The 21691-nt window shown below is 42.5% G+C and carries 21 protein-coding genes and 2 pseudogenes; all 23 read left to right on the forward strand.

From position 1 onward, the window contains the following. The first annotated feature begins 15 nt into the window (after positions 1–15). The 23 genes and pseudogenes from ACQRBN_RS04830 (at position 16) to ACQRBN_RS04940 (ending at position 21687) form a co-directional block, all read left to right on the forward strand. A pseudogene (locus ACQRBN_RS04830) lies at positions 16–2569 on the forward strand (FAD-dependent oxidoreductase). 3 nt (positions 2570–2572) lie between these two features. Beyond that, entirely contained in the window at positions 2573–2923 is a 351-nt protein-coding gene (locus ACQRBN_RS04835) for a hydrogenase maturation nickel metallochaperone HypA (protein WP_427737851.1), read from the forward strand. Between the two features lie 116 nt (positions 2924–3039). After that, positions 3040–3252: pseudogene (locus ACQRBN_RS04840) on the forward strand (cupin domain-containing protein); the annotation flags it as partial. A gap of 419 nt (positions 3253–3671) precedes the next feature. Next, positions 3672–4124 carry a MarR family winged helix-turn-helix transcriptional regulator gene (locus tag ACQRBN_RS04845; RefSeq protein ID WP_427737852.1) on the forward strand — a complete coding sequence of 151 codons (453 nt, stop codon included), beginning with the start codon at positions 3672–3674 and terminating at the stop codon, positions 4122–4124. 37 nt (positions 4125–4161) lie between these two features. Then, positions 4162–5172, forward strand: coding sequence for a zinc-dependent alcohol dehydrogenase (locus ACQRBN_RS04850; RefSeq protein ID WP_427737853.1), 1011 nt, complete (start codon positions 4162–4164; stop codon positions 5170–5172). A gap of 37 nt (positions 5173–5209) precedes the next feature. Next, the gene (locus tag ACQRBN_RS04855) at positions 5210–6580 is read left to right on the forward strand and encodes an MFS transporter (protein ID WP_427737854.1); all 1371 of its coding nucleotides are present in this window, start codon (positions 5210–5212) and stop codon (positions 6578–6580) included. A 401-nt stretch (positions 6581–6981) separates the two neighbouring features. Beyond that, positions 6982–7410, forward strand: a complete 429-nt coding sequence (locus ACQRBN_RS04860; protein WP_427737855.1) for a cupin domain-containing protein — start codon at positions 6982–6984, stop codon at positions 7408–7410. Between the two features lie 192 nt (positions 7411–7602). Further along, positions 7603–8868 (forward strand): DNA repair protein, encoded by a 1266-nt coding sequence (locus ACQRBN_RS04865; RefSeq protein ID WP_427737856.1) that lies wholly within the window; start codon positions 7603–7605, stop codon positions 8866–8868. A gap of 1 nt (position 8869) precedes the next feature. After that, positions 8870–9175, forward strand: coding sequence for a YolD-like family protein (locus tag ACQRBN_RS04870; protein ID WP_427737897.1), 306 nt, complete (start codon positions 8870–8872; stop codon positions 9173–9175). Positions 9176–9340: 165 nt separating this feature from the next. Then, positions 9341–10978 (forward strand): glycoside hydrolase family 43 protein, encoded by a 1638-nt coding sequence (locus ACQRBN_RS04875; RefSeq protein WP_427737857.1) that lies wholly within the window; start codon positions 9341–9343, stop codon positions 10976–10978. Positions 10979–11119: 141 nt separating this feature from the next. Then, positions 11120–11245: a hypothetical protein gene (locus ACQRBN_RS04880; protein ID WP_427737858.1), complete on the forward strand. Its 126-nt coding sequence runs from the start codon at positions 11120–11122 to the stop codon at positions 11243–11245. Between the two features lie 170 nt (positions 11246–11415). Continuing rightward, positions 11416–12144 carry a GntR family transcriptional regulator gene (locus ACQRBN_RS04885; protein WP_427737859.1) on the forward strand — a complete coding sequence of 243 codons (729 nt, stop codon included), beginning with the start codon at positions 11416–11418 and terminating at the stop codon, positions 12142–12144. Positions 12145–12372: 228 nt separating this feature from the next. Continuing rightward, positions 12373–13254 carry a PfkB family carbohydrate kinase gene (locus ACQRBN_RS04890; protein WP_427737860.1) on the forward strand — a complete coding sequence of 294 codons (882 nt, stop codon included), beginning with the start codon at positions 12373–12375 and terminating at the stop codon, positions 13252–13254. A gap of 51 nt (positions 13255–13305) precedes the next feature. Beyond that, complete coding sequence (locus ACQRBN_RS04895; RefSeq protein ID WP_427737861.1) at positions 13306–14625, forward strand: ABC transporter substrate-binding protein; 1320 nt, start codon at positions 13306–13308, stop codon at positions 14623–14625. Positions 14626–14725: 100 nt separating this feature from the next. Continuing rightward, positions 14726–15607 carry a carbohydrate ABC transporter permease gene (locus ACQRBN_RS04900; protein ID WP_427737862.1) on the forward strand — a complete coding sequence of 294 codons (882 nt, stop codon included), beginning with the start codon at positions 14726–14728 and terminating at the stop codon, positions 15605–15607. 13 nt (positions 15608–15620) lie between these two features. Next, entirely contained in the window at positions 15621–16442 is an 822-nt protein-coding gene (locus tag ACQRBN_RS04905; protein ID WP_427737863.1) for a carbohydrate ABC transporter permease, read from the forward strand. Positions 16443–16448: 6 nt separating this feature from the next. Then, a complete protein-coding gene (locus ACQRBN_RS04910; RefSeq protein ID WP_427737864.1) occupies positions 16449–17285 on the forward strand; it encodes a sugar phosphate isomerase/epimerase family protein in 837 nt (278 codons plus the stop codon). A 14-nt stretch (positions 17286–17299) separates the two neighbouring features. Beyond that, on the forward strand, positions 17300–18280 hold the full coding sequence (locus ACQRBN_RS04915; protein WP_427737865.1) for a sugar isomerase: 981 nt from the start codon (positions 17300–17302) through the stop codon (positions 18278–18280). A gap of 92 nt (positions 18281–18372) precedes the next feature. Beyond that, positions 18373–18999 carry a YesL family protein gene (locus ACQRBN_RS04920; RefSeq protein WP_427737866.1) on the forward strand — a complete coding sequence of 209 codons (627 nt, stop codon included), beginning with the start codon at positions 18373–18375 and terminating at the stop codon, positions 18997–18999. Positions 19000–19156: 157 nt separating this feature from the next. After that, positions 19157–20083, forward strand: coding sequence for a bifunctional helix-turn-helix transcriptional regulator/GNAT family N-acetyltransferase (locus ACQRBN_RS04925; RefSeq protein WP_427737867.1), 927 nt, complete (start codon positions 19157–19159; stop codon positions 20081–20083). 75 nt (positions 20084–20158) lie between these two features. Beyond that, positions 20159–20941 carry a hypothetical protein gene (locus ACQRBN_RS04930; RefSeq protein WP_427737868.1) on the forward strand — a complete coding sequence of 261 codons (783 nt, stop codon included), beginning with the start codon at positions 20159–20161 and terminating at the stop codon, positions 20939–20941. Then, positions 20920–21495, forward strand: coding sequence for a putative ABC transporter permease (locus ACQRBN_RS04935; RefSeq protein ID WP_427737869.1), 576 nt, complete (start codon positions 20920–20922; stop codon positions 21493–21495). Before ACQRBN_RS04930 ends, ACQRBN_RS04935 begins: the two co-directional genes overlap by 22 nt. A gap of 36 nt (positions 21496–21531) precedes the next feature. Further along, entirely contained in the window at positions 21532–21687 is a 156-nt protein-coding gene (locus ACQRBN_RS04940; protein WP_427737870.1) for a hypothetical protein, read from the forward strand. Positions 21688–21691 lie beyond the last annotated feature (4 nt).

A 21691-nucleotide genomic window follows, 5' to 3' on the forward strand; every position in this document is an offset into this window, starting at 1 on the left:
AGGAGGAGTGAAGATATGGCAAAGAAAAAAGTAGAAGGCCGTGAACCGATTCTAAAACTCGGGCAAATGATCACTGACCGAATCGGGGTAAAAGTGACGGCAGATGATCCGGAATATTGGGGGCTGGCAGGAGTCGTAACGGATGAGATGGCAGAGGTTGCATTGAAGATGGGTGTTCGTAAGCCTAAGACCCTGGATGAGATGGTAAAACTGACAGGGATGGAACGAGAGTATCTGAAAGATCTGCTGCAGCGAATGGGTGAGATCGGAATTATTGAATTCGGATGGGAGAATCCCAGACATGAGAAACAGTATATCCTGCCTATGTTTGTTCCGGGTAGTGCGGAATATCTGAATATGAATATGGAGCAGATCAGAGAGCATCCGGAAGTGGCAAAATTCTTTGAGCGTATGACCTTCCTGCCACTTGAAAAGATTACTCCGATGGTACCGCCCGGAGGTGCCGGTATCGGGATGCATGTAATCCCGGTGGAGAAGGCAATCGAGGCGGAAAATAAATCTATCAGTATTGAGCACATCTCGCATTGGCTGGATAAATACGACGGCAAGTATGCAGCAACCCCATGTTCCTGCCGCTATTCTCGCACTGTCCTGGGAGAAGGCTGTGCGGATGACCCGGAGGACTGGTGCATCGGTGTAGGGGATATGGCGGACTTCATGGTGGAAGTACAAAAAGGCAGATATATTACAAGAGAAGAAGTTCTTGAGATCTTCCAGAAGGCAGAAGATAATGGATTCGTTCATCAGATCACGAATATTGACGGTGAGGATAAGATTATCGGTATTTGTAATTGCAATGTAGAAATCTGTAATGCGCTTCGTACCTCACAGTTATTCAATACACCGAACATGTCCCGTTCTGCTTATGTTGCCAGAGTGGAGAAGGAGAACTGTGTGGCGTGTGGGCGCTGCGTAGAATATTGTCCTGCCGGCGCGGTAAAATTAGGTCAGAAACTCTGTACCAAAGATGGACCGGTAGAATATCCAAAGCATGAACTGCCGGATAGAGTAAAGTGGGGACCGGAGAAATGGGATGTAGATTACCGTGACAATAACCGAATCAACTGTTATGATACCGGAACCGCTCCGTGTAAGACTGCCTGTCCTGCACATATTGCAGTACAGGGATATCGCAGAGCAGGATCTAAAAGCAGAGACCAGATATATACCTCCGGTAGTTACTCCTACACTTCGGGGACCATTTCCGCAGAAGATTGCGATTATTGGTGCCGGACCGGCGGGCTTAAGCTGTGCGTTCTATCTGGCGACCAAAGGATATCATCCAACCGTGTTTGAGAAGAATGATCGTCCGGGGGGTATGCTGGTATATGGCATCCCATCTTTTAAATTGGAAAAAGATGTGGTGGATGCGGAGATAGAGATTATCCGTGAATTAGGTGTAGAAATTAAGTGCGGCGTGGAAGTCGGAAAAGATATTACGCTGGAAGAATTGCGATTTCAGGGGTATGAGGCATTCTATCTTGCAATCGGATGTCAGGGAAGTCGAAGTGCCGGAATCCATGGTGAGGATGCAAAAGGTGTTATGAGTGCTGTGGAGTTCCTGCATACCGTGGCAGAGGACGATACATATAAGGTGACAGGCAGGTCTGTGATAATCGGAGGCGGCAATGTTGCCATCGATGTGGCACGTACGGGAAGACGCTGTGGTTCGGAAGAGGTGTCCATGTATTGTCTGGAGTCCAGAGAAGAGATGCCGGCATCTGCGGAAGAGATCATGGAGGCAGAGGAAGAAAATGTTGTGATCCATTGTGGATGGGGACCGAAAGAGATCCTGACAGAAGATGGCAAGGTGACAGGAATTGTATTAAAGAGATGTCTCTCTGTTTTTGATGAGGAACATAGATTCAGTCCGAAATATGATGAGAGTGACACCATTACAGTTGCATGTGATCATGTATTCTTAAGTATTGGTCAGAGTATCCAGTGGGGAGATTTGCTTCAAGGGTCTAAGGTTGAACTGGGAAGAGGAAATGGCGCGAAAGCGGATGCGCTTACTTATCAGACGGCGGAACCGGATATCTTCGTTGGCGGAGATGTGTACACCGGACCGAAATTCGCAATTGATGCTATTGCGGCAGGAAAGCAGGGAGCAGAATCGATCCATCGCTTCGTACATGAGAATGCAAGCCTGACGATCGGACGTAATCGCCGACAGTTTGTGGAACTTGATAAGAAGAATCTTGCGATTAATGTGAACAGTTATGATCATTCTGAGCGTCAAACGGTAAATTTAGATCGTACGATTGATTCTAAGTATTCGTTCCGAGATGCGAAGAAGACGTTTACAGAAGAACAAGTGAAGATTGAGACTGCGAGATGCCTGGGATGTGGTGCGTCTGTGGTAGATGAGAACAAATGTATTGGCTGCGGTTTGTGTACGACAAAGTGCGAATTCGATGCAATCCACCTTCACAGAGAGCATCCGGAATGCAGTAAGATGGTGAAGACAGAAGATAAGATGAAAGCAATCCTGCCATACATGCTGAAGCGAGAATTGAAGATTCGGTTCGGTAAGAAGGAGAAATAGCCGATGCATGAACTTGGAATTGTATTTCATATTATTGACAGCCTGACCGAAGTGGGGAAAGAGAACTCCTTAAGTAAGATTTCCAGTGTTACGCTGGAAATCGGCGAGGTGTCTGCGGTGTTATCGGACTATCTGACAGAGTGCTGGAAATGGGCAGTCGACCGGACGGAGTTACTAAAAGGAGCAGAATTGATCGTTGAGAAGATTCCCGCAGTTACTTATTGCGAGGATTGTGAGAGGACATACAGCACGGTTGAATATGGAAGGACTTGTCCGTATTGCGGAGGAGGAAATACGTATCTGATTCAGGGGAATGAGACAAATATTAAGGAGATAGAAGCCTGCGAAACCTAAACGATTCTATCTTTTTGCACATGGTTTATTATTGAGGAGGATCTTTGAATCCTCCTTTTTCTATGCATAAAAGGCATGAAAAACCATTCAACCTAAGTATTAGACATATATGATACATTGGGAATATAATATCAACAGAAAGAAAAAATCCATATGGACAGTTCTTCGTAGGAGAAAGTTATCTGAAGATGCTGACGACAGAAGGAGTTGGTGTAAGAAACGTAACGTTCGAACCAGGCTGCCGTAACAAGTGGCACATCCACCATGCAAAATCAGGCAGCGGACAGATCCTTCTGGTAACCGGTGGAAGAGGCTGGTATCAGGAATGGTGCGAATCGGTGTCTGATGAGGACTATGGGAAATTGTTGTAAACTATTGGCGTATTATGGAATAAAATGAAGAATTAAAATCGAACGTCTAATGAACAGAAGCAGGTGAACCGTATGTTTACCTGCTTTTCTACACTTAAATGAAAAACTAAATTTTACTCATGCAAAACGGGCATCTGAAAATAGTGTGCGAGACTAAATTACACATGTCTTATGTGTAAGGCTAAATTCTGGTGCAGTGAAATCTGCCTGTACTTAAACTATTTTATTTCAAGAGGTTTGGACTAAGCATAACATCGTCAGGGGCAATTACCTTTAACCCTAATGTTTTATGCAGCTTATTGTCCAGGAGCAAAAATAGTGGCGAACGCTACTATTTTGTGCTATACTATAATGCGGAAAATGGAGGTGAAAATTACATGAATAATATTTTTCCAAATATCGGACGCTGCATCTCTATTCTGGACCGTCTGATGAAGATGTATTATGATCACGGATTGGCGGATTTTGAAATCGGCTGGGGACAGCAATTTTATGTGGAATATATCTACGACCACCCGGGGACATCTGCGCAGGAAATGGTAGAGTATATACGGGTTGATAAGGCAACATTGACTAAGATTATTAAAAAACTGGTAGAAATCGGATATGTGGAAACAGCCAGTGATGAAAAGGACAGGCGCATCAGGCATTTGTATCTTACGGAGAAAGGTATTCCGGCAGTAAATCGTATCAAAGAAATACACAGTGATTTCTACAATACATTGTGTTCCGGTATTTCATCAAAGGATATACAGTTGACGGAACGCACGATGGAACAGATGATGGAAAACATCAATCAAAAGGTATGGCACAGAATGGAGGAATCGTAATATTGGGAGTAAAGAATAAAAATCAGGAGGTATGCAGATGAAAGTGACAATTTATTTAGGACAGGAAAATGTAGAAGTTCGGGAATTACCAGATCCCGTTTGCGGCGATAATGATGTGATTATTCAAAACATTTATTCCAGTATCTGTGGAACTGATGTGGCAGTTTATGTGAAAGGTCCGAACACAGGTCATCGAATCAAGGTGGGAGGTGAGTTTGGACATGAAACCGTTTCCCGTGTCGTGGAAGTAGGTAAGAATGTAACCGGATTTAAGGTGGGAGAGCGTGTTTATCCATACCCCCGCAATGCGAAAAATGATACGAAACGTGCAGGTACGATTGGCGGATTTTCAGAGTATATTCTTGTGCCGGAAGCCAGGCGTGACCATTCTCTTTATGCCGTCCCGGAGGAAATATCAGATCGGCTGGCATGTTTGATTGAACCTTTTACAGTAGGATGCCGCGCTGCCCGCCGTGGACAGCCGCAAAAGGGAGAGAGTGCCGTAGTGTTTGGCTGCGGAACGATTGGCATTGCTGCCGCTGTTGCTTTGAAATATTTCGGAATGGATAAGGTTATGCTTTGTGATGTATCGGATTTCCGCTTGGGGATTGCAGAGGAGTTGGGATTTGCTGTTTGCAACACGGGAAAAGAGGATTTTGTGGAAAGGGCAGCGGAATACTTTGGAACTGCCCCTTCTCTGACCGGCATGGTACCAAATATTGATTGCTGGATTGATGCTGCAGGTGCGGAAAACATTCTGGATTCTTTCATGCAGCATGGAAAGATCATTAGTCGTTTCGTAGCAGTGGCTGTGAACAATAAACCACGCCAGCTTGATCTTCTGCATATGACTTATGCACAAAAAAGCATTATTGGATCTGGCGGTTATTTCCCAGAAGATGTGCGGGATGTTATGGCAATCATGGCAAGTGGAAAATGGAATCTGGAATCTATTATTACACAGGAATTTCCGTTGGAGCAGATCTCCGAGGCGATTCAGACTGCGGCAGATCCGGATAGGGCTTTTAACGTGACGATTAAGTTTTAGATTGCCAAAAAGTATGATACAGATTGGAGGAATAAACTTGGAAAACAATACAATCTCGCCAAAGCAGCGAACGGGTATTTTTCTTACTTTGATTGTTGGAACTTTTGTTACAGCGATGTCTACTACGGTTACGGCAAATATGATTCCGAACTTTACGGAATATTTTGGGGTGTCTGCCAATCTCGCTCAATGGCTGACAAGCGGTGCAACATTAATATCAGGAATTATTATTCCTGTTACGGCATTTCTGCTTAAGAAGGTGCCGAACAAGATTTATTTTTTTGCGACAATGTTAGCATATACGTTGGGTTCTCTATTTGCATTTTTGGCGCAGGCTTTCCCGGTATTGCTTGTCAGTCGTTTGGTTCAGGCAGTTGGATGCGGCATGATGATTCCTTTCGGGCAGATTATGCTTTTGAATCTCTATCCAGCTGAGAAGCACGGAAGGGTTATGGCGGCATTTTCCATGGCGTCTATGGTATCTACTGTGGTAGGTCCGACTTATGCGGGGCTGATGCTGGAAGCAGTCGGGTGGCGCGGTGTGTTTGCGTCCTTGTTTGTGTTTGGACTTGTGCTCATTGTTGTTGGAAGTATCTTTATGAAAAATATCATCCCGCGGACAGATGCCGAATTAAATGTAGGTTATGTTCTTCTTTCGGCTGTCGGCTTTACCACTCTGCTAATTGGTGTCAGCAACATGGGAAGCGGTTCAGTTCTGAAACTAACAAGTGGCGGACTGATGTTGATAGGTGTTATTTCCCTTGCTATATTTTCGAGGCTTCAGCTTACCTCAAAAAAGCCGATGTTGAATCTGCGAGTATTTAAAAAAGCTTCTTTTCTGATTGCAGTTGTAATCAGCATTTGTCTGTATTTGATTGCCATGGGAACGGGAGTGATTCTGCCGATTTTTACAAAATCTATCTGTGGCTTCTCTGATTCGGCTTATGGATATGCAACGCTTGTTGGATCAATTCTGGCCGTATTTACGACGCTGTATGCAGGCAGAATCTATGATAAAATGGGGATTAAGCCTATGTTTTTCGCTGGTATTATTCTATTTGCAGTATACTCTGTCATGGGAATCTGCTTCTCGGAAAATACAGGAATTATATACATTGCAGTAACCTTTGCACTTCAGACGATTGCGATGTCTGTGTTGAATTCCCCTGCTACGACTATGGCGCTTAGCAAACTTACCGGAAATATCCGTATAGACGGAAGCGCGGTTTTCAACACGATACGTCAGATTTCCAGTTCATTGGCATCTACGCTTTCGGTATTGATTTATACATTGGCAGGAAGTGATATCAATGCGATTCATATTGTATATGTATATTATGGAATCGTAACGGTTGCTATTATTGTATCTGTCTTGTTGTATCTGAAGGCGGTATCGAAGTTGGAATAGTTGTATTAGCCTACGGCTAAGTGCATTTGTCTCACGGCAGGTGCGCTTTTTGTTGCCATAGCATCCGGAGGGAACTGTCAGTGGCATCGAGAATATGCAAATTAATAAAACTCAAACAAAAGTCAAACATTGTGTAAATAATCATGCGATATTCTTCAAGAACTTATGTTGAGCCTTCACTTTTCGACAGATTAAATCGATACGTAGTTGTGTACAAAGCAAGTGTTTTTCCTAATATTCAATTGTCAAACTCCCGTGTGGGAGAGTCTTCATTTTCTATGCGTAAAAGGCATGAAGAACCATTCAACCTAAGTATTAGACATATATGATATATTAGGAATATAATATCAACAGAAAGAAAAAAATCCATTATACACTATATTTTCAGGAGGTATCAGATTATGAGTATAGAACAGATAAAACAGGATTTGGGCGGTGGCGCCGTATTTGACATGGGCGAGGTTAATCCATATGGACAGTTCTTCGTAGGAGAAAGTTATCTGAAGATGCTGACGACAGAAGGAGTTGGTGTAGGAAACGTAACGTTCGAACCAGGCTGCCGTAACAACTGGCACGTCCATCATGCTAAATCAGGCGGCGGACAGATCCTTCTGGTAACCGGTGGAAGAGGCTGGTATCAGGAATGGGGCAAACCGGCGCAGGAATTGCACGCAGGTGATGTCGTAAATATCCCATCAGGTGTGAAACATTGGCACGGCGCAGCAGGAGACAGTTGGTTCCAGCATCTTGCAATTGAGGTTCCGGGGGAAGAGACGAAAACGGAATGGTGCGAATCTGTGTCTGATGAGGACTATGGGAAATTGTTGTAAACTATTGGCATATTATGAAAAAAATGAAGAATTAAGATCGAACGTCTAATGAACAGAAGCAGGTGAACCGTATGTTTACCTGCTTTTCTGCATATACGAAAGTAGTATAAAAACCCCCCCTTGAAAAAGAACGTATGTTCTGATAAAATATTTATATAGAAAGTTATAAGTTTGAATAGAAGGTGAGACCAAGTGGAGAATCGTACCTATATATGTATAGATTTAAAGTCATTCTACGCATCTGTAGAATGTGTGGAACGCAGAATGAATCCTATGACAACGAATCTTGTAGTTGCAGATCCGGAGCGTACAGAGAAGACAATCTGCCTTGCGGTATCACCTGCCATGAAAGCAAAAGGAGTTCCAGGCAGATGCCGGGTATTCCAGATTCCGAAGAATATGGAATATATTATGGCGCCGCCGAGAATGCAGTTATATATTGATTATTCAGCGAATATCTATGCTATTTATTTAAAATACATTGCAAAAGAAGATATCCATGTTTATTCGATTGACGAGGTGTTCATGGATGTGACGGATTATCTTGCCATGTATCAGATGACGGCAAAGGAATTAAGTATAAGAATTATGGAGGATGTCCTGCAATCGACTGGCATTACGGCAACCTGCGGAATCGGGACGAATCTGTATCTTGCCAAGATAGCCCTGGATATCACTGCCAAGCATGTGGAGGATCATATTGGTATACTGGATGAAGAGACCTACAGGAAAAGTCTGTGGAATCACAAGCCTCTTACGGATTTTTGGAGAATAGGAGCAGGTATCGCCAGGCGGTTAGAGCAAGTAGGAATCCATACAATGGGTGAAATCGCCCAGGCGGAGGAAGCACTTTTATATAAATTATTCGGAATTGATGCAGAACTTTTGATTGATCATGCCTGGGGAAGAGAGACTACGACGATGGCAGATATTAAAGCATATAAGCCAAAGGAGAATTCTATCTCCAGTGGTCAGGTATTAGGGTGTGATTATTCATATGAGAAAGGAAGATTAGTTGTGAAAGAGATGGTGGATCTGCTTTGTCTGGAGTTGGTTGATAAGGGGCTGGTTACGGATTCCATTACACTTTATGTTGGGTATTCCAATCGGATTGATAAGAAGCCGGTGCATGGAACGGCGACAATGTCGGTTACAACAAGTTCGGCGAAGAGGATTATCTCGTATGCAATGGAATTATATGAACGAATTGTAGACAGGTATGCGCCAATCCACCGGGTGAATCTGTCATTTAATCATGTAATGGATGAGAGGTATCAACAGTATGATCTGTTTACAGATCCGGCAGAGATGGAGCGGGAGCACCGGATGCAGAAAGCCATGCTGGATATCAAAGAGAAGTTTGGGAAAAATGCAATCCTTAAGGGAATGAATCTGCAGGAGGGCGCAACAACGGTGGAGAGAAATCGTCAGATTGGAGGACATAAAAGTGGTGTATAAGATGAGCCGGGAAGATCGGGCGAAGCAATTCATGCCGTTTGCTGCATTAAAGGGATATCCGGATGCACTTCGCAAGAAAGAGAAGATCGTGGTGCCGAAAGTGGAGTTCTCAGAAGAGTATCAGGAAGAACTGGACAGAAAGTTACGTCAGGTGAAGAAAAATGATATCGTAACAGTGGTGTATTATTGTAAAGATGAATATCTGAAACTGACGGGGATGGTGTCAAGAATTGATGATACGGCAAGGATTCTGAAGATTGTGAATACAAAGATATCATTTGAGGATCTTTATGATATTGTAAAATAATAGGCAGTTGGCTCTATAACGGAATAACTGCCTGTTGAACTGGTGTCGGGCTTGCTTCCTGCGGACCTGCGAAGGTGTTGCATTAAAATGCGTGGAGAACATAGAATCTATCTGCAATATGCTGGATATGTTATTATAATGGTGTGAAAAGTGGAGGGAAAGAGTATGATTCAGAATCCAATATTTAAAGGATTTAATCCGGATCCCTGTATTTGTAGAAAAGGGGAGGATTATTATGTGGCAGTTTCAACGTTTGAATGGTTTCCGGGAATTCCGGTCTATCACTCTAAGGATTTGAAAAGCTGGGAATTATATACCCATGTATTGACGGATGATGAAGAGGTAGATCTGAAGAAACTGCCAAGTGCAAAGGGAATCTGGGCGCCGTGCCTGACATACTGTGAGGCAGAAGACTTGTTCTATGTGGTATATGGAGTGATGAACTCTATGAACGCAAGATATTTCGATGTGGATAATTACCTGATTACGGCGAAAGATATCAGAGGTCCATGGAGTGATCCGGTATATCTGCATTCGTCTGGATTCGATGCATCGATATTTCATGATGATAATGGGAAGAAGTATGTAGTTTCTCTGGAATGGGAGACGAGAGAAGGATATGAGAAGCCGGGTGCTATCTGCATGGCAGAGTATTCGCCGGAGAAGAAGGAGATTGTCGGCTATCCTAAGAGAATATGGAGAGGTGGCACGGATCGTGGCTGTATTGAGGCACCTCATCTGACAAAAAGAGGTGAGTATTATTATATCATGTGTGCGGAAGGCGGCACCGGATATAATCATTGTGTGACGATGGGGCGTTCTAAGAATGTGTGGGGACCATATGAGAAAGATCCGAAGAATCCGATCGTGACCAGTGTTCCGGGAGAATCCTATGAGCGTCAGGATCCAGATCATCTGAAACCGAAGTATTACAATCCCGAATCTGTTTTACAGAAATCCGGGCATGGAAGTTATGTGGAACTTACCACGGGAGAAGTCTATCTGGTACATCTCTGCGCCAGACCATTTGTGCCGGAACTTCGGTGTACTCTTGGAAGGGAGACATCCATTCAGAAAATGATGTGGACAGAAGACGGATGGCTTCATATGGCGGATGGAAGTAACTTGGCAAAGATGGAAGTAGAGGAGAGTTCACTGCCGGAAGTGTCGATGCCACAGGTGTCGGATTATGATGATTTTGACGCAGAAGAGTTAGGAAACTTCTATTATGCGCCTCGCATTATGCCACAGCGTTTTGCAGATGTGAAGGCAAGACCGGGGTATGTAAGAATCCGGGGGCAGGAATCCAGGACTTCGCTGAACAAGGTGAGTATCCTTGCGCGGAAACTGACCAGCGTGTATGCAAGGATTACCACGAAGATGGAGTTCGTCCCGGAGGTTCACCAGCACAGTGCCGGATTGATCTTGTATTATGATAATATGAATTATATTAATCTGAGGAAATATTACAGTGAGACACTGGGGCAGAGCGCGCTGTCCATCATTCATCTGGAAAATGGGGAGAAGACAGAATTCTTGAATACAAGGATTCCTGTGGCAGATAGACCGATCTATCTGCGGCTCTATATAGAAGGCAGGAAGTCTTGGTTCGAGTGGAGTTATGACAACGAGAATTATGAGAAGATCGGGCGTATGTTCGATACTACGAAGTTCTCGGATGAGTATTGCAAATACGGGGAGTTCACGGGAACAATGGTGGGACTTACCTGCGCGGATCGGGTAAAGCATCAGCATTATGCAGACTTTGATTTCTTTGAGTATATTGCAGATGAGGATGCTTAGGTGGCACTTATCAGATTGCGGCAAATGGAGTGGCGCAGAGTATCTGGTCTTTGGCTGCTTTGGCCGGAGTTGCTATGGGTCCAGTGTTCATCACGGTGATTGGGCAGTGTATGGGAAAGAAGGACCTAGGGGCGGCGGAGTATGATTGTTCTTCATATGGAGATCATCGGTATTGTTGTTGCGATGGTCTGTGACTGGATGATTCGTGCAGTAATCTTTATCTGGCTGCAGAAGTCCGGGAAATGGCAAAAGTTTCAAGTGATTTAAGTCTGTTCCTGCTCAATGAAAAGATAGTCACTAAAATACTATAAGGCATCTTAATACAAGTGAAAAGCAAAGTCAGTAGTTACAAAATATAAAAGTTGCAATTCTATGAGAAATGGTTTATTATGAAACTATAATAATACGAGTTATAATACGAGTTTGGAGGAGTGGTTATGTGTGCAATTGAGAAAACGAACTCGACACCATTGTATTTGCAACTGAAGAATAAGATTAAAAAAGAAATTCGTTCGGGAATTCTGAAGCCTGGGGACAGGATTCCTTCAGAGACTCAGTTACAGAAGGAGTATGGAATGAGTCGTGTAACAGTCCGTAATGCTATGGCAGAATTGGAAGTGGAGGGGTATATTATCAAAGTTCAGGGGAAGGGGAGTTTTGTTGCCCAGTCAGATATGTTAAGGCTTCCAATCGGCGTTACCAGTTTTACGGAGGATGCCAAGATGCAGGGAATTGATTTCCAGTCAAGTGTGTTGGAGGTGGGACTTAAGAATGAGGTTTCCGAGATGGATAAAGAATTCTTTGGTCTACAGGAAGGGGAGCCGGTTATGTGTGTAAAGCGGATTCGCTGTGCGAATGGAGTGCCGCTGGTCATAGAGGAGAATCATTTGTCGGCGAGTCTGCAAGGGTTGGAACAGGAAGATCTGACGAAGTCTCTGTATGATATACTGATTAATAAATATCACATGATTCCTTCTAATAAGGGGAGAAGAAGTGTGAAGATTATCTTTGCTACGGAGGAGGTTGCTGATCGGCTGCAACTTTCGGTGGGAACACCGGTGATTGAATCAGAGATGTGTGTTTATGATATGAATGGAGATCCAATTCATACAGTAAAGGACATTGTAAGAGGAGATAATGATAGATTTATGAAATGGTATGTATAAAGAATGTAATAGAACAAAGTGAAAAAGAAAAATAGATACGGGTTAATACGACTGCAAAAAGAGATGCTTTCTATGGAGGCGTCTCTTTTTTGCACAAAAAAGTAAATGAAAAATTGTAAAAAAATAACTAAAAATATTTTTTGAAATCAAAATATATTGACAATAATGCACTCTGTGGATATAATCGTTATAAGACGAGTTAATACAAGATGAGGTGAGATTATTAAAATGAAAACACCAAGAATTATTGGAATTGGAATTGCTACTATGGATATCTACTGCCATCAGGGGCGTATGTATCCAGGGGGAAATGAGTACAATATAGCGTATAATGCAAGACTTCAGGGAGCCGATACAGGATTCATGGGAATTTTTGCAGATGATCAGGTGGGGAGGATTCTGGAACAGACATTGGAAGAAGCAGGAATTGATACCAGTCATTCTCATCATGAGTCTGGTTCAAGTGGTTATGCACTGGTAGATCTGCAAGACGGAGACCGAATTTTCCTGGATTGGAACAAGAAGGGAGTTACAGATCTGTACCCATTTACATTTTCAGATGAAGAGATTGAGTATATCAAGACATTTGATGTGGCATGTATCAGTTGGGGAGCGAGAGTGAATTTAGATAAGATTAAGAAACTATCTGCTGCTGGAATTCCTATTTGTTATGATTTTTATGACAATTTTACAGATGAGGACATTAACAGTATTTCACCATATACCAAGTATGGGTTCTTTTCCAGCAGCCATATATCTGAAGGGGAAGCGAAGGGAGTTCTTAAGAAATGTGTAGAACTGGGATGTGCAGTTGCAGTAGCGACCAGAGGACATGAGGCGACAATTGCATATGATGGAGCAAAGTATTATTACCAGGATATCTGTAAGGTAAAGCCAAAGGATACTATGGGAGCAGGAGATTCCTATATCAGTTCTTTTTTAATGAATTATTTATCAGCAGAGACTGACGAGTCTAAAGCTGATGATAAGATAAATGCTTCACTGAAGAAAGCGGCAGAATTTGCTGCGACAGTGGTAGTAAAGGATGGCTCATTGGGTGTAGGTTATGACGTCGATCTAAGCCGGCTGTCCGATTACATCAATCTTTGATACAGGGTTGATAAGAAAATTCAAAGCAAGTAAAGAAAGGAAGGTCAGATTATGAAAAAGAAAATTGTGTCAGTATTGTTGGTTTCAACAATGGTAGTTGGTCTATTGGGCGGATGTGCAACGTCTGGAGCAGGCGGATCTTCTGATAATGAAAAGGATGAAAGTGCAGATGGTAAGGTGACGCTTTCATTCCTTAATAAGTATCCGGAAGAACCATATGCTCAGTATTTTGAAGATGCAGTTGCAGAGTTTGAGGAGCAGAATCCGGATATTGATATCGAGATGGAGAATGTTTCAGATGAGGCGATTAAAGATAAATTAACAGTTATCGCATCAGGCGGAGACATGCCGGACATCTATATGTCATGGACAGGTGAAAGAGTTAAGAGGTTTGCACGTGGAGGTAAGGCGCTTGATTTAACACCATACCTGGAAGAAGATTCAGAGTGGACAGATAGTTTCCTGCCGGCATTTTTGAACAACTCTACAATTGATGGGAGTACATATGCGATTCCATATAGAAGTGGAATTATGTACATGATGTACAATAAGGAAGTGTTCGAGACAAACAACTATGAGATTCCTGAGACATGGGATGAATTTTTGGCACTCTGCGAGACGATTAAGAATGATACGGAGGTAACGCCAATCGCGTTTGGTAATTCCTCGCCTTGGTATGCATCATGGTGGATTGGAATGCTGAATGCAATGATGGTGCCAGCAGATGTTATGGATACAGATTATGATCCGTCAAGCGGAGCATTCACAGATGAAAATTATGTAAAGGCAGTTCAGGCGTTCCTTGATCTGAATGACAAAGGATACTTTGGGGATCATGTGAATTCTAAGGATTACTATCAGGTTCGTGAGGAATTTTGTGCAGGGCAGGCAGCTATGATGTTGGACGCAACTCCACAGTTTACCCAGTATGATGACGGTATGGGCACCGGAAACTGGGGATTCTTTAAAATCCCTACTATGGAGGGTGCAGCAGGTGATTCGGGAACTGTTGGAGGCGGCGGAGAAGCATGGATGATTTCTTCCGCTTGCAAGCATCCGGAAGAGGCAGTTAAATTCTTGAAATTTATGACAAGTAAGGAAATGGCTGACAAGCAGACAAGTGAAGCGGGGCTGCCGAATGCACTGGTTGGTGGAATTACAGAGGAGAATTCAACAGCAACGCTTGCTGATGCTTATAAACAGGCAGAAGGTTACACGAATATTGCTGACTGGCTTGACTGTGCGGTAGAGGCAACAATTGCAGATCAGTATATGACAAGCCTTCAGGAAGGATTGGATGGTAAATCCGCAGAAGATGTTATGGCAGATGTTCAGAAAGTAGCGGCAGAGGTTAAGGCCGAGAATGAGTAGGATGTGGCATATATAGATGAGTTTATAGGCTTATAATCAGAAGCGTGCCATGCCGTGCAGGCGGGTACGCTTCTAAAGCACTCATAGAAGGAGTGAGGTTATGAATAGAAAGGGCAATAGAAAGACGGCATTTATCTATCTTGCACCGGCGATGCTGGTTATCATCGTATTCTTGTATCTCCCGATTATATTGAACTTTATGAATAGTTTATATAAGTGGGGAGCAATGTCTACAGAAGTAACATTTGTAGGAGCAAAGTATTATAAAGAACTGTTAGAGGATGAGACGATTCGGATTGCAATCAAGAATAATCTGGTATTTGCAGTTATGTCGGTGGTATGCCAGATCGGGATTTCATTGGTAATTGCTGCAGTATTAGAAAGTAAATTCTTAAGAAGGTGGCAATCGGTGTTTCGCACAATCTACTTTATACCGTCGCTGTTGATGGTTACGGTTACTGGTATTACATTCAAGATGTTATACAGTCCGTCGATTGGTCTGATTAACCCGATCTTGGAGAAGATAGGAATCGACACGTCTGGTATTGATATTTTGGGGAATGCAGGCAGTGCAATCTTTGGTGTGGCTGCAGCATCTCAATGGCAGTATATTGGATATACGGTAGTATTATTTATTGTGGCAATGCAGAGTATTTCGGAAGATATCTATGAAGCCGCTGAAATTGACGGAGCCGGAGCGATTCAGAGATTTTTTAGGATTACAGTTCCTATGATGAAAGATACGATTATGATTAATATGATTATTGTTATCACTGGTGCGGTTCGTGTATACGATGAGGTATATGTTATGACAAATGGGGGACCGGGACGTGCAACACAGACACTTGCAACTTATTTATATCAGGTCGGATTCAAGAACGATCAGATGGGATACGCATCCGCAATAGCGTTTTTTGTATTTGTAGTTACATTCGTTCTGGGTCTGTTCCAGATGAAGGGTTATGACCTGGGTGATGATTAAAGGAGGAGAGGATATGGCGAAAAAAATAGGGCACGTTATTATCGTGGCGCTCTTGATTCTGTTTGCAGTGATTATCTTCCTTCCATTAATCTGGATGATACTTACAGGATTTAAGACGAATAAAGAGTTATTTCTTGAACCGTGGAAATTGCCGGAGGTATGGCAGTTCCACAACTACCTGGATGCATGGAAAGCAGGAATTGGAACTTTTTTTAAGAACAGTGTAATTATAACGGTAGGTTCTACTGTATTTTCTACATTGCTTGCATGTTTTGCTGCTTATCCGATTTCAAGGATTCGGTTTTCAACGAAAAAGATATGGGTCGTTATCATTCTTGGAGGGCTGATGCTGGCACCGCAATCGGCGGTTATTTCTTTGTTCAAGATGGCAAAGGTGATTGGACTTTATGATTCATATATCGGAATGATGATTATTACGGGAGCGTTTAGAATACCGTTTGCGACATTTCTGATTATGACTTTTTATAAGGATATCAGTGTCAGTCTGGATGAGTCAGCATTTATTGACGGAGCGAAGACCAGGCAGGTGTTTTGGAAGATTATCATGCCGCTTAGTAAGCCGATTATAGCATCCTGTGCAATCGTTAGTTTCCGTGCTGTCTGGAATGAGTTGATGTTTGCTAACGTGCTTTTGGAATCAACGGCGAAAAAGACGATTCCGGTCGGGTTGGTAAACCTGCAGGGAACAACTACTACAAATTGGACGATGCTGATGGCAGGTATGGTTATTGCATCTGTTCCGCTAATAGTTGTGTTCCTGATTTTGCAGAAACAGTTCATTCGTGGTTTGACTGCAGGCGGTGTGAAAGGATAGACAAAGATGAAGCATTTGACTGAGGAACAGATATTGACCTCCAATTATCCGTATTATCGGTATTCGTTGGAGTATGCGCTGGATTCTCTGGAAAGAATTGGAGCGAGAGAGATTGAGTTCTATGCATGTTTTCCACATTTTTACTTTAATGACAAGAATCTGTCATCAGATCTGGTTATGCTGAAGAAAAAATTGGATGATAGGAAATTGCAGGTTAGGTGTGTCACCCCGGAACAATGTATGTATCCGGTAAATATCGCGTCTAGTGATGGAATTCGGAGAGAAAAGAGTCTGGAGACCTTTCGGAAAGCAATCCGGTGTGCGGCAGAACTTGGCGGACAGTATGTAGTATTACTTGCCGGTTATGGGACATTGGATGAAGAGGAGTCAGAAATCTGGAAGCGATCCGTAGAATCTGTGGCAGAACTTAGCCGTTTGGCAGAGCAGAATGCGGTTACCTTGGTGCTGGAGACTTCACCGAGAGAATACACAACTACACATAATTCTAAGGATGTAGTCCGAATGATTCGTGAGATAGGTTCGGGAGCGGTAAAGGGAATGATTGATACGGCAACACTGGGGTTTTCAGGGGAAACGATGAGACAGGCAGTTGATGATCTGGAGGGAAATCTAAGGCATGTACATGTCGCAGATGGAGTACCGAACGGACATCTGATTCTGGAAGAGGGGAATCTGGACATTCCGGGAATGCTGAAGGTATTGGATGATATTGGATATAAAGGGGCATTAAGCCTGGAAATATTAAATGATAAATATGTAAGAGATCCCCATACAGCGATGGGGACATCTTATCAAAAATTAAAGGAATATATAAACATTTAAAGGAGTGTGTTATCATGGAAATCAGAGAGCTTATTGAAAAAATCATTAAGGACATGGAAGGTAACGGCGGCATCAAGAATGTGGTATGGGTTGCAGCCGGAGGATCACATGACGGACATTATGCGGCACAGTATTTTATGGATCGGGAGTCTACTATTGTTCGTTCTCAGATGATTACGAGCAGTGAATTCGTATATGCACCGCCGAAACAAGTAGGTAAGAACTCAATTGTAGTGCTTACTTCTATGAGAGGAACGAAGGAGACGATAGAGGCAGCTAAGATTGCAAAAGAACTTGGTGCGGTTACCATTAGCCAGTATGTAGATGAATCTGAACTTACAGAAGTTTGCGAGCATAATATACAGTATGGAAGCATATGGGAAGATGATAAGGATCAAGGCAGGACCAATGCAGGTAATGCACTTCGAATAGCAATGGCAATTGTAGATGTTGTAGAAGGATATGAGAATTATGAGGATGCAATGGATGCATTTGCAAAGGTACAGCCGGCTTACGTAAAAGCGAGAAAATATTGTACGCCATTGGCAGAAAAGTGGGCGGAGCAGATGAAGGATGAGGAATGCATTACCGTTTTGGCAAGTGGTCCCGCATATGGTTCAGGACATATCTTCTCAACCTGTAACATCTTAGAGATGCTTCAGATTCATTCACCGACATTCAACAGTTGTGATTTCTTCCATGGACCATTTGAAATCACAGATAAGAACCAGGCATTCTTCGTGTTGGTTGCAGATGGGAGAACCAGGAAAGCAGACGAAAGGGCAATTACATTTATGAATAAATATGCTGGGGATAAAGTATACATATTGGATGCAAAAGAACTGGGATTGGACAATATGAAAGATTCTGTGGCGGAATATTTTAATCATCTTCTTTTTACACCGGTTCTGAATAATGTATATATGAAAGCACTGTCTGAGGCAACGGGCGTAGATTATACAACACGTCGCTATATGTGGAAAGTGGAATACTAGAATAAAATGGCTGATGTATAACGGGCAGGGGGCAGAACTGCAATATTGCGGGCTCTGTCTCCTGTTGTTATAATGATACAGAGGTGTGGACTATGTTATTGGACAATATTTTTATTCGGACGTTATCCCGGATATTTGATTTTATCTTATTGAATATTTTATGGCTGATTTGTTCCCTGCCAATTATCACTATTGGTGCATCTACAACGGCACTATATTCAGTGATGCTGAAAATTGTGGTGAATGAAGAAGGCTATATTATTCGAAGTTTTTTTGATGCGTTTAGAAAGAATTTTAAGCAGAGTACTGTTATCTGGATGATTCTTGCGGTTATAGGAGTGGTATTGGGGGTTGATTTCATGATTGTACGTACGGCTCCAAAAAGTGTTGAAAAGATAGGGACCGTGCTGATGGGTGGAGCAATTCTAATTTATGTGATAGAAATTATTTTTGTTTTCCCTCTCATTGCACAGTTTAAGAATACAACAATGAACATGATAAAAAATGCAATATTGATTCCGGTGTCGAGGCTTCCATTTATGCTGTTGGTTCTTTTTTTGACAGTAATGTGTGTGATACTTACCTTGTTAAATCAGACTACGATTATGGTGGGGGCGGTGATCTGGAGCCTGATAGGGGTATCGGTTTTGTCGTTTGCAAATTCTGTACTTATTAGGGTGATGTTGAAGCCATTTGTGAAAAATGAAGATGGAGAATAAAACTGGGAATAGCATAAGTGATTCTATCCGATAGTATATCAACTTTTATGAAAAGGATTTTATATTTATAAAGTTTGGAAAAATAGTTGACTATATCAACAAGATGATGTATAAATGTTGATGTAGTCAACTATTATTATTTAGGAGGAAGAAAGAGATGGAACATGAAAGAAATATTGATAAAATTACAGAAATACGGGGATTTAACCGGTTTTACACCAATATTCTAGGGTTGTTGGAAAAAGATTTATTCGGTTCGGGATATTCTCTTTCTGAAGCAAGGGTGCTTTTTGAAATCAGCAAAACGGAATATTGTACGGCTGCGCAATTGTGTAACATATTAAAAATGGACCGCGGATACATGAGCCGGATTATCCACAAATTCGAAAAAAATAATCTGATCTGTAGAAAGGAAAGTGAAGAAGACAGTCGTGTAATCAAGATTCAATTGACAGAAAAAGGGGATAAACTATTCCACGAACTAAACGAGCGTTCCAACCAGCAAGTTGAAGATATTCTTATGAAATTAAATGAAGAAGAGCAGTTGAATCTCTTGAAATCAATGGAAGTAGTAAAGCGGTATCTGACAAAGGCTACTGCAAATATTGTAATCCGCCCATATAAAAAGGCAGATGTATCTTATGTGATTGACCGGCAACTGTCCCCGTATGAAACAGAGCGGCACTTCACATCCGAGGTCTGGAAAACGTATCTCAGACAAGGCGTACTTGAACTTCTGAAAAAGTTTAACCCTCAGAAAGATTGTATGTTGATTGTAGAATATAATGGGAATCCGGCCGGATGTGTTGCTATCACGCATGCGGAAGAAAGCGTAGCACAATTTCGGTATTTCTTTGTTGAGCCGGAACTGCGGGGAATCGGTATTGGACGCAGACTTCTTGAAGAAGCCCTTTCGTTTTGTAAAGAAAAAAAATACTCACACATATTTTTATGGACAGTAAGTGCTCAGGAAACTGCACGGAATCTATACAGGAAGGCTGGATTTGAATTGACAGAAAGCCATGAAAATGATGAATGGGGAGTGCCTGTTCTGGAAGAAAAATGGGAAAAGGATTTATTATAGTTTTTCATTGAATACGTCCTCCAAATCTGATATGCTTTTACCCATACACCAAAGAAAAGAATTGGAGGAACAAAATTGAGAATCAATCGCAAAGAGATTAAGAGACGGGCAAGGCATGTAGTGAAAAGACATTATTTTCTCCTTGTGGCATTATGTTTGGTGGCAGCAGCCATCGGTACAGAATTTACCGGATCTTTAGATTTCCTGAAAATACCGTCTGGGGAACCTGTTGCGGTGGAGACTGCCAATGCAGTAGTTACTGGTCAGCCGACGATGGGGAGTGTTATTGTCGAAGCTTTGGATGGCAGATCAGATGAAAGTAAAAAGACGGCAGAAGAACTCCAGAAGCAGGCAATCCGGAATACGGAAGAGCGCTCCGGAGCAGTGATCCTGGGGAGAAGCCGGGGAGTTCTGGCACATCTGGTAAACGAGATATCATCGGGGGCATTGCTTGCAACGGTGATTACTGCTGTGCAATCAATCTTAGGTTCTGTACGGATGACATGGATTGTATTTATTATCCTAAGTGTTTTATTATTTTGTGCTGTTAATTATCTCTTTATCAATATTTATACAGTCATTTCCAGGCGGATGTTTCTGGAGAGCCGCATCTATGAGAAAGTACCGGTGCAGCGTCTGGTGTATCTGCTTCGCGTGAAGAAATGGATGAAAGTATCATGGACGATGCTGGTAGTCAGATTCTTTCAATTATTGTGGCTGTTTACGATTATTGGAGGAGTGATTAAATATTACGCATACTTTCTTGTGCCATATATTGTGGCAGAGAATCCGGACATTTCGGCAAAACAGGCAATCCGCTTATCGCAGGATATGATGTGTTTTTCCTGTTTTCTATGATTGGATGGCTTTGGGAAGTCTGCCTGAATCTGATTATGGCAGGAGAGTTCGTGAATCGTGGCGTACTGCATGGTCCTTGGCTTCCAATCTATGGGACAGGAGGTATCTTAATCCTGACATTTTTGAATTATTTCCGTAAGAAGCCGATGATGGAGTGTTGGATGATTGCGGTGTTGTGTGGAAGTGTAGAATATCTGACGGCAGCAACACTGGAATGGCTGCATCATGGACAGAAATGGTGGGACTACAGTGGATATTTCCTGAATCTGCAGGGACGTATCTGTGCAGAGGGAATTCTGGTGTTCAGTATTGGCGGCATGGCGATTGTCTATCTGGTGGCACCGATGGTGGATAATTTGCTGCAAAGGCTGTCGAAGAAAGCGGCACTTGTGATATGTGTGGCACTTTTGGTAGGCTTTGTGGCGGATGTGGCGTATTCTGGCGGGAATCCGAATACTGGGAAAGGGATTACAGATTATAGTGTAAAAGTGGAAAATCGTGTGATGGAAGGTATATTTTTCTCAAAATCAGGCATACTTTTTCTGGGGATATAATGAATGATAGATATTCTTAGTGAAAGGAGTATGTACATGGGCGAGATTAAGACGGACCTTCTCCCTGGGGTGCTATACGAGGCCAAAAAACGGGCGGAGCAGAAGAAAAGAGAAATGCAGGAAGCAGAACATCAGGCAGAGCATCAAACGAAGAATCAAGCAGAACATTCACAGGAAAACCGGGCAGAGTAAAGGA

Source organism: Bariatricus sp. SGI.154 (assembly GCF_050313795.1).
Classification (GTDB): domain Bacteria; phylum Bacillota; class Clostridia; order Lachnospirales; family Lachnospiraceae; genus CAMBRQ01.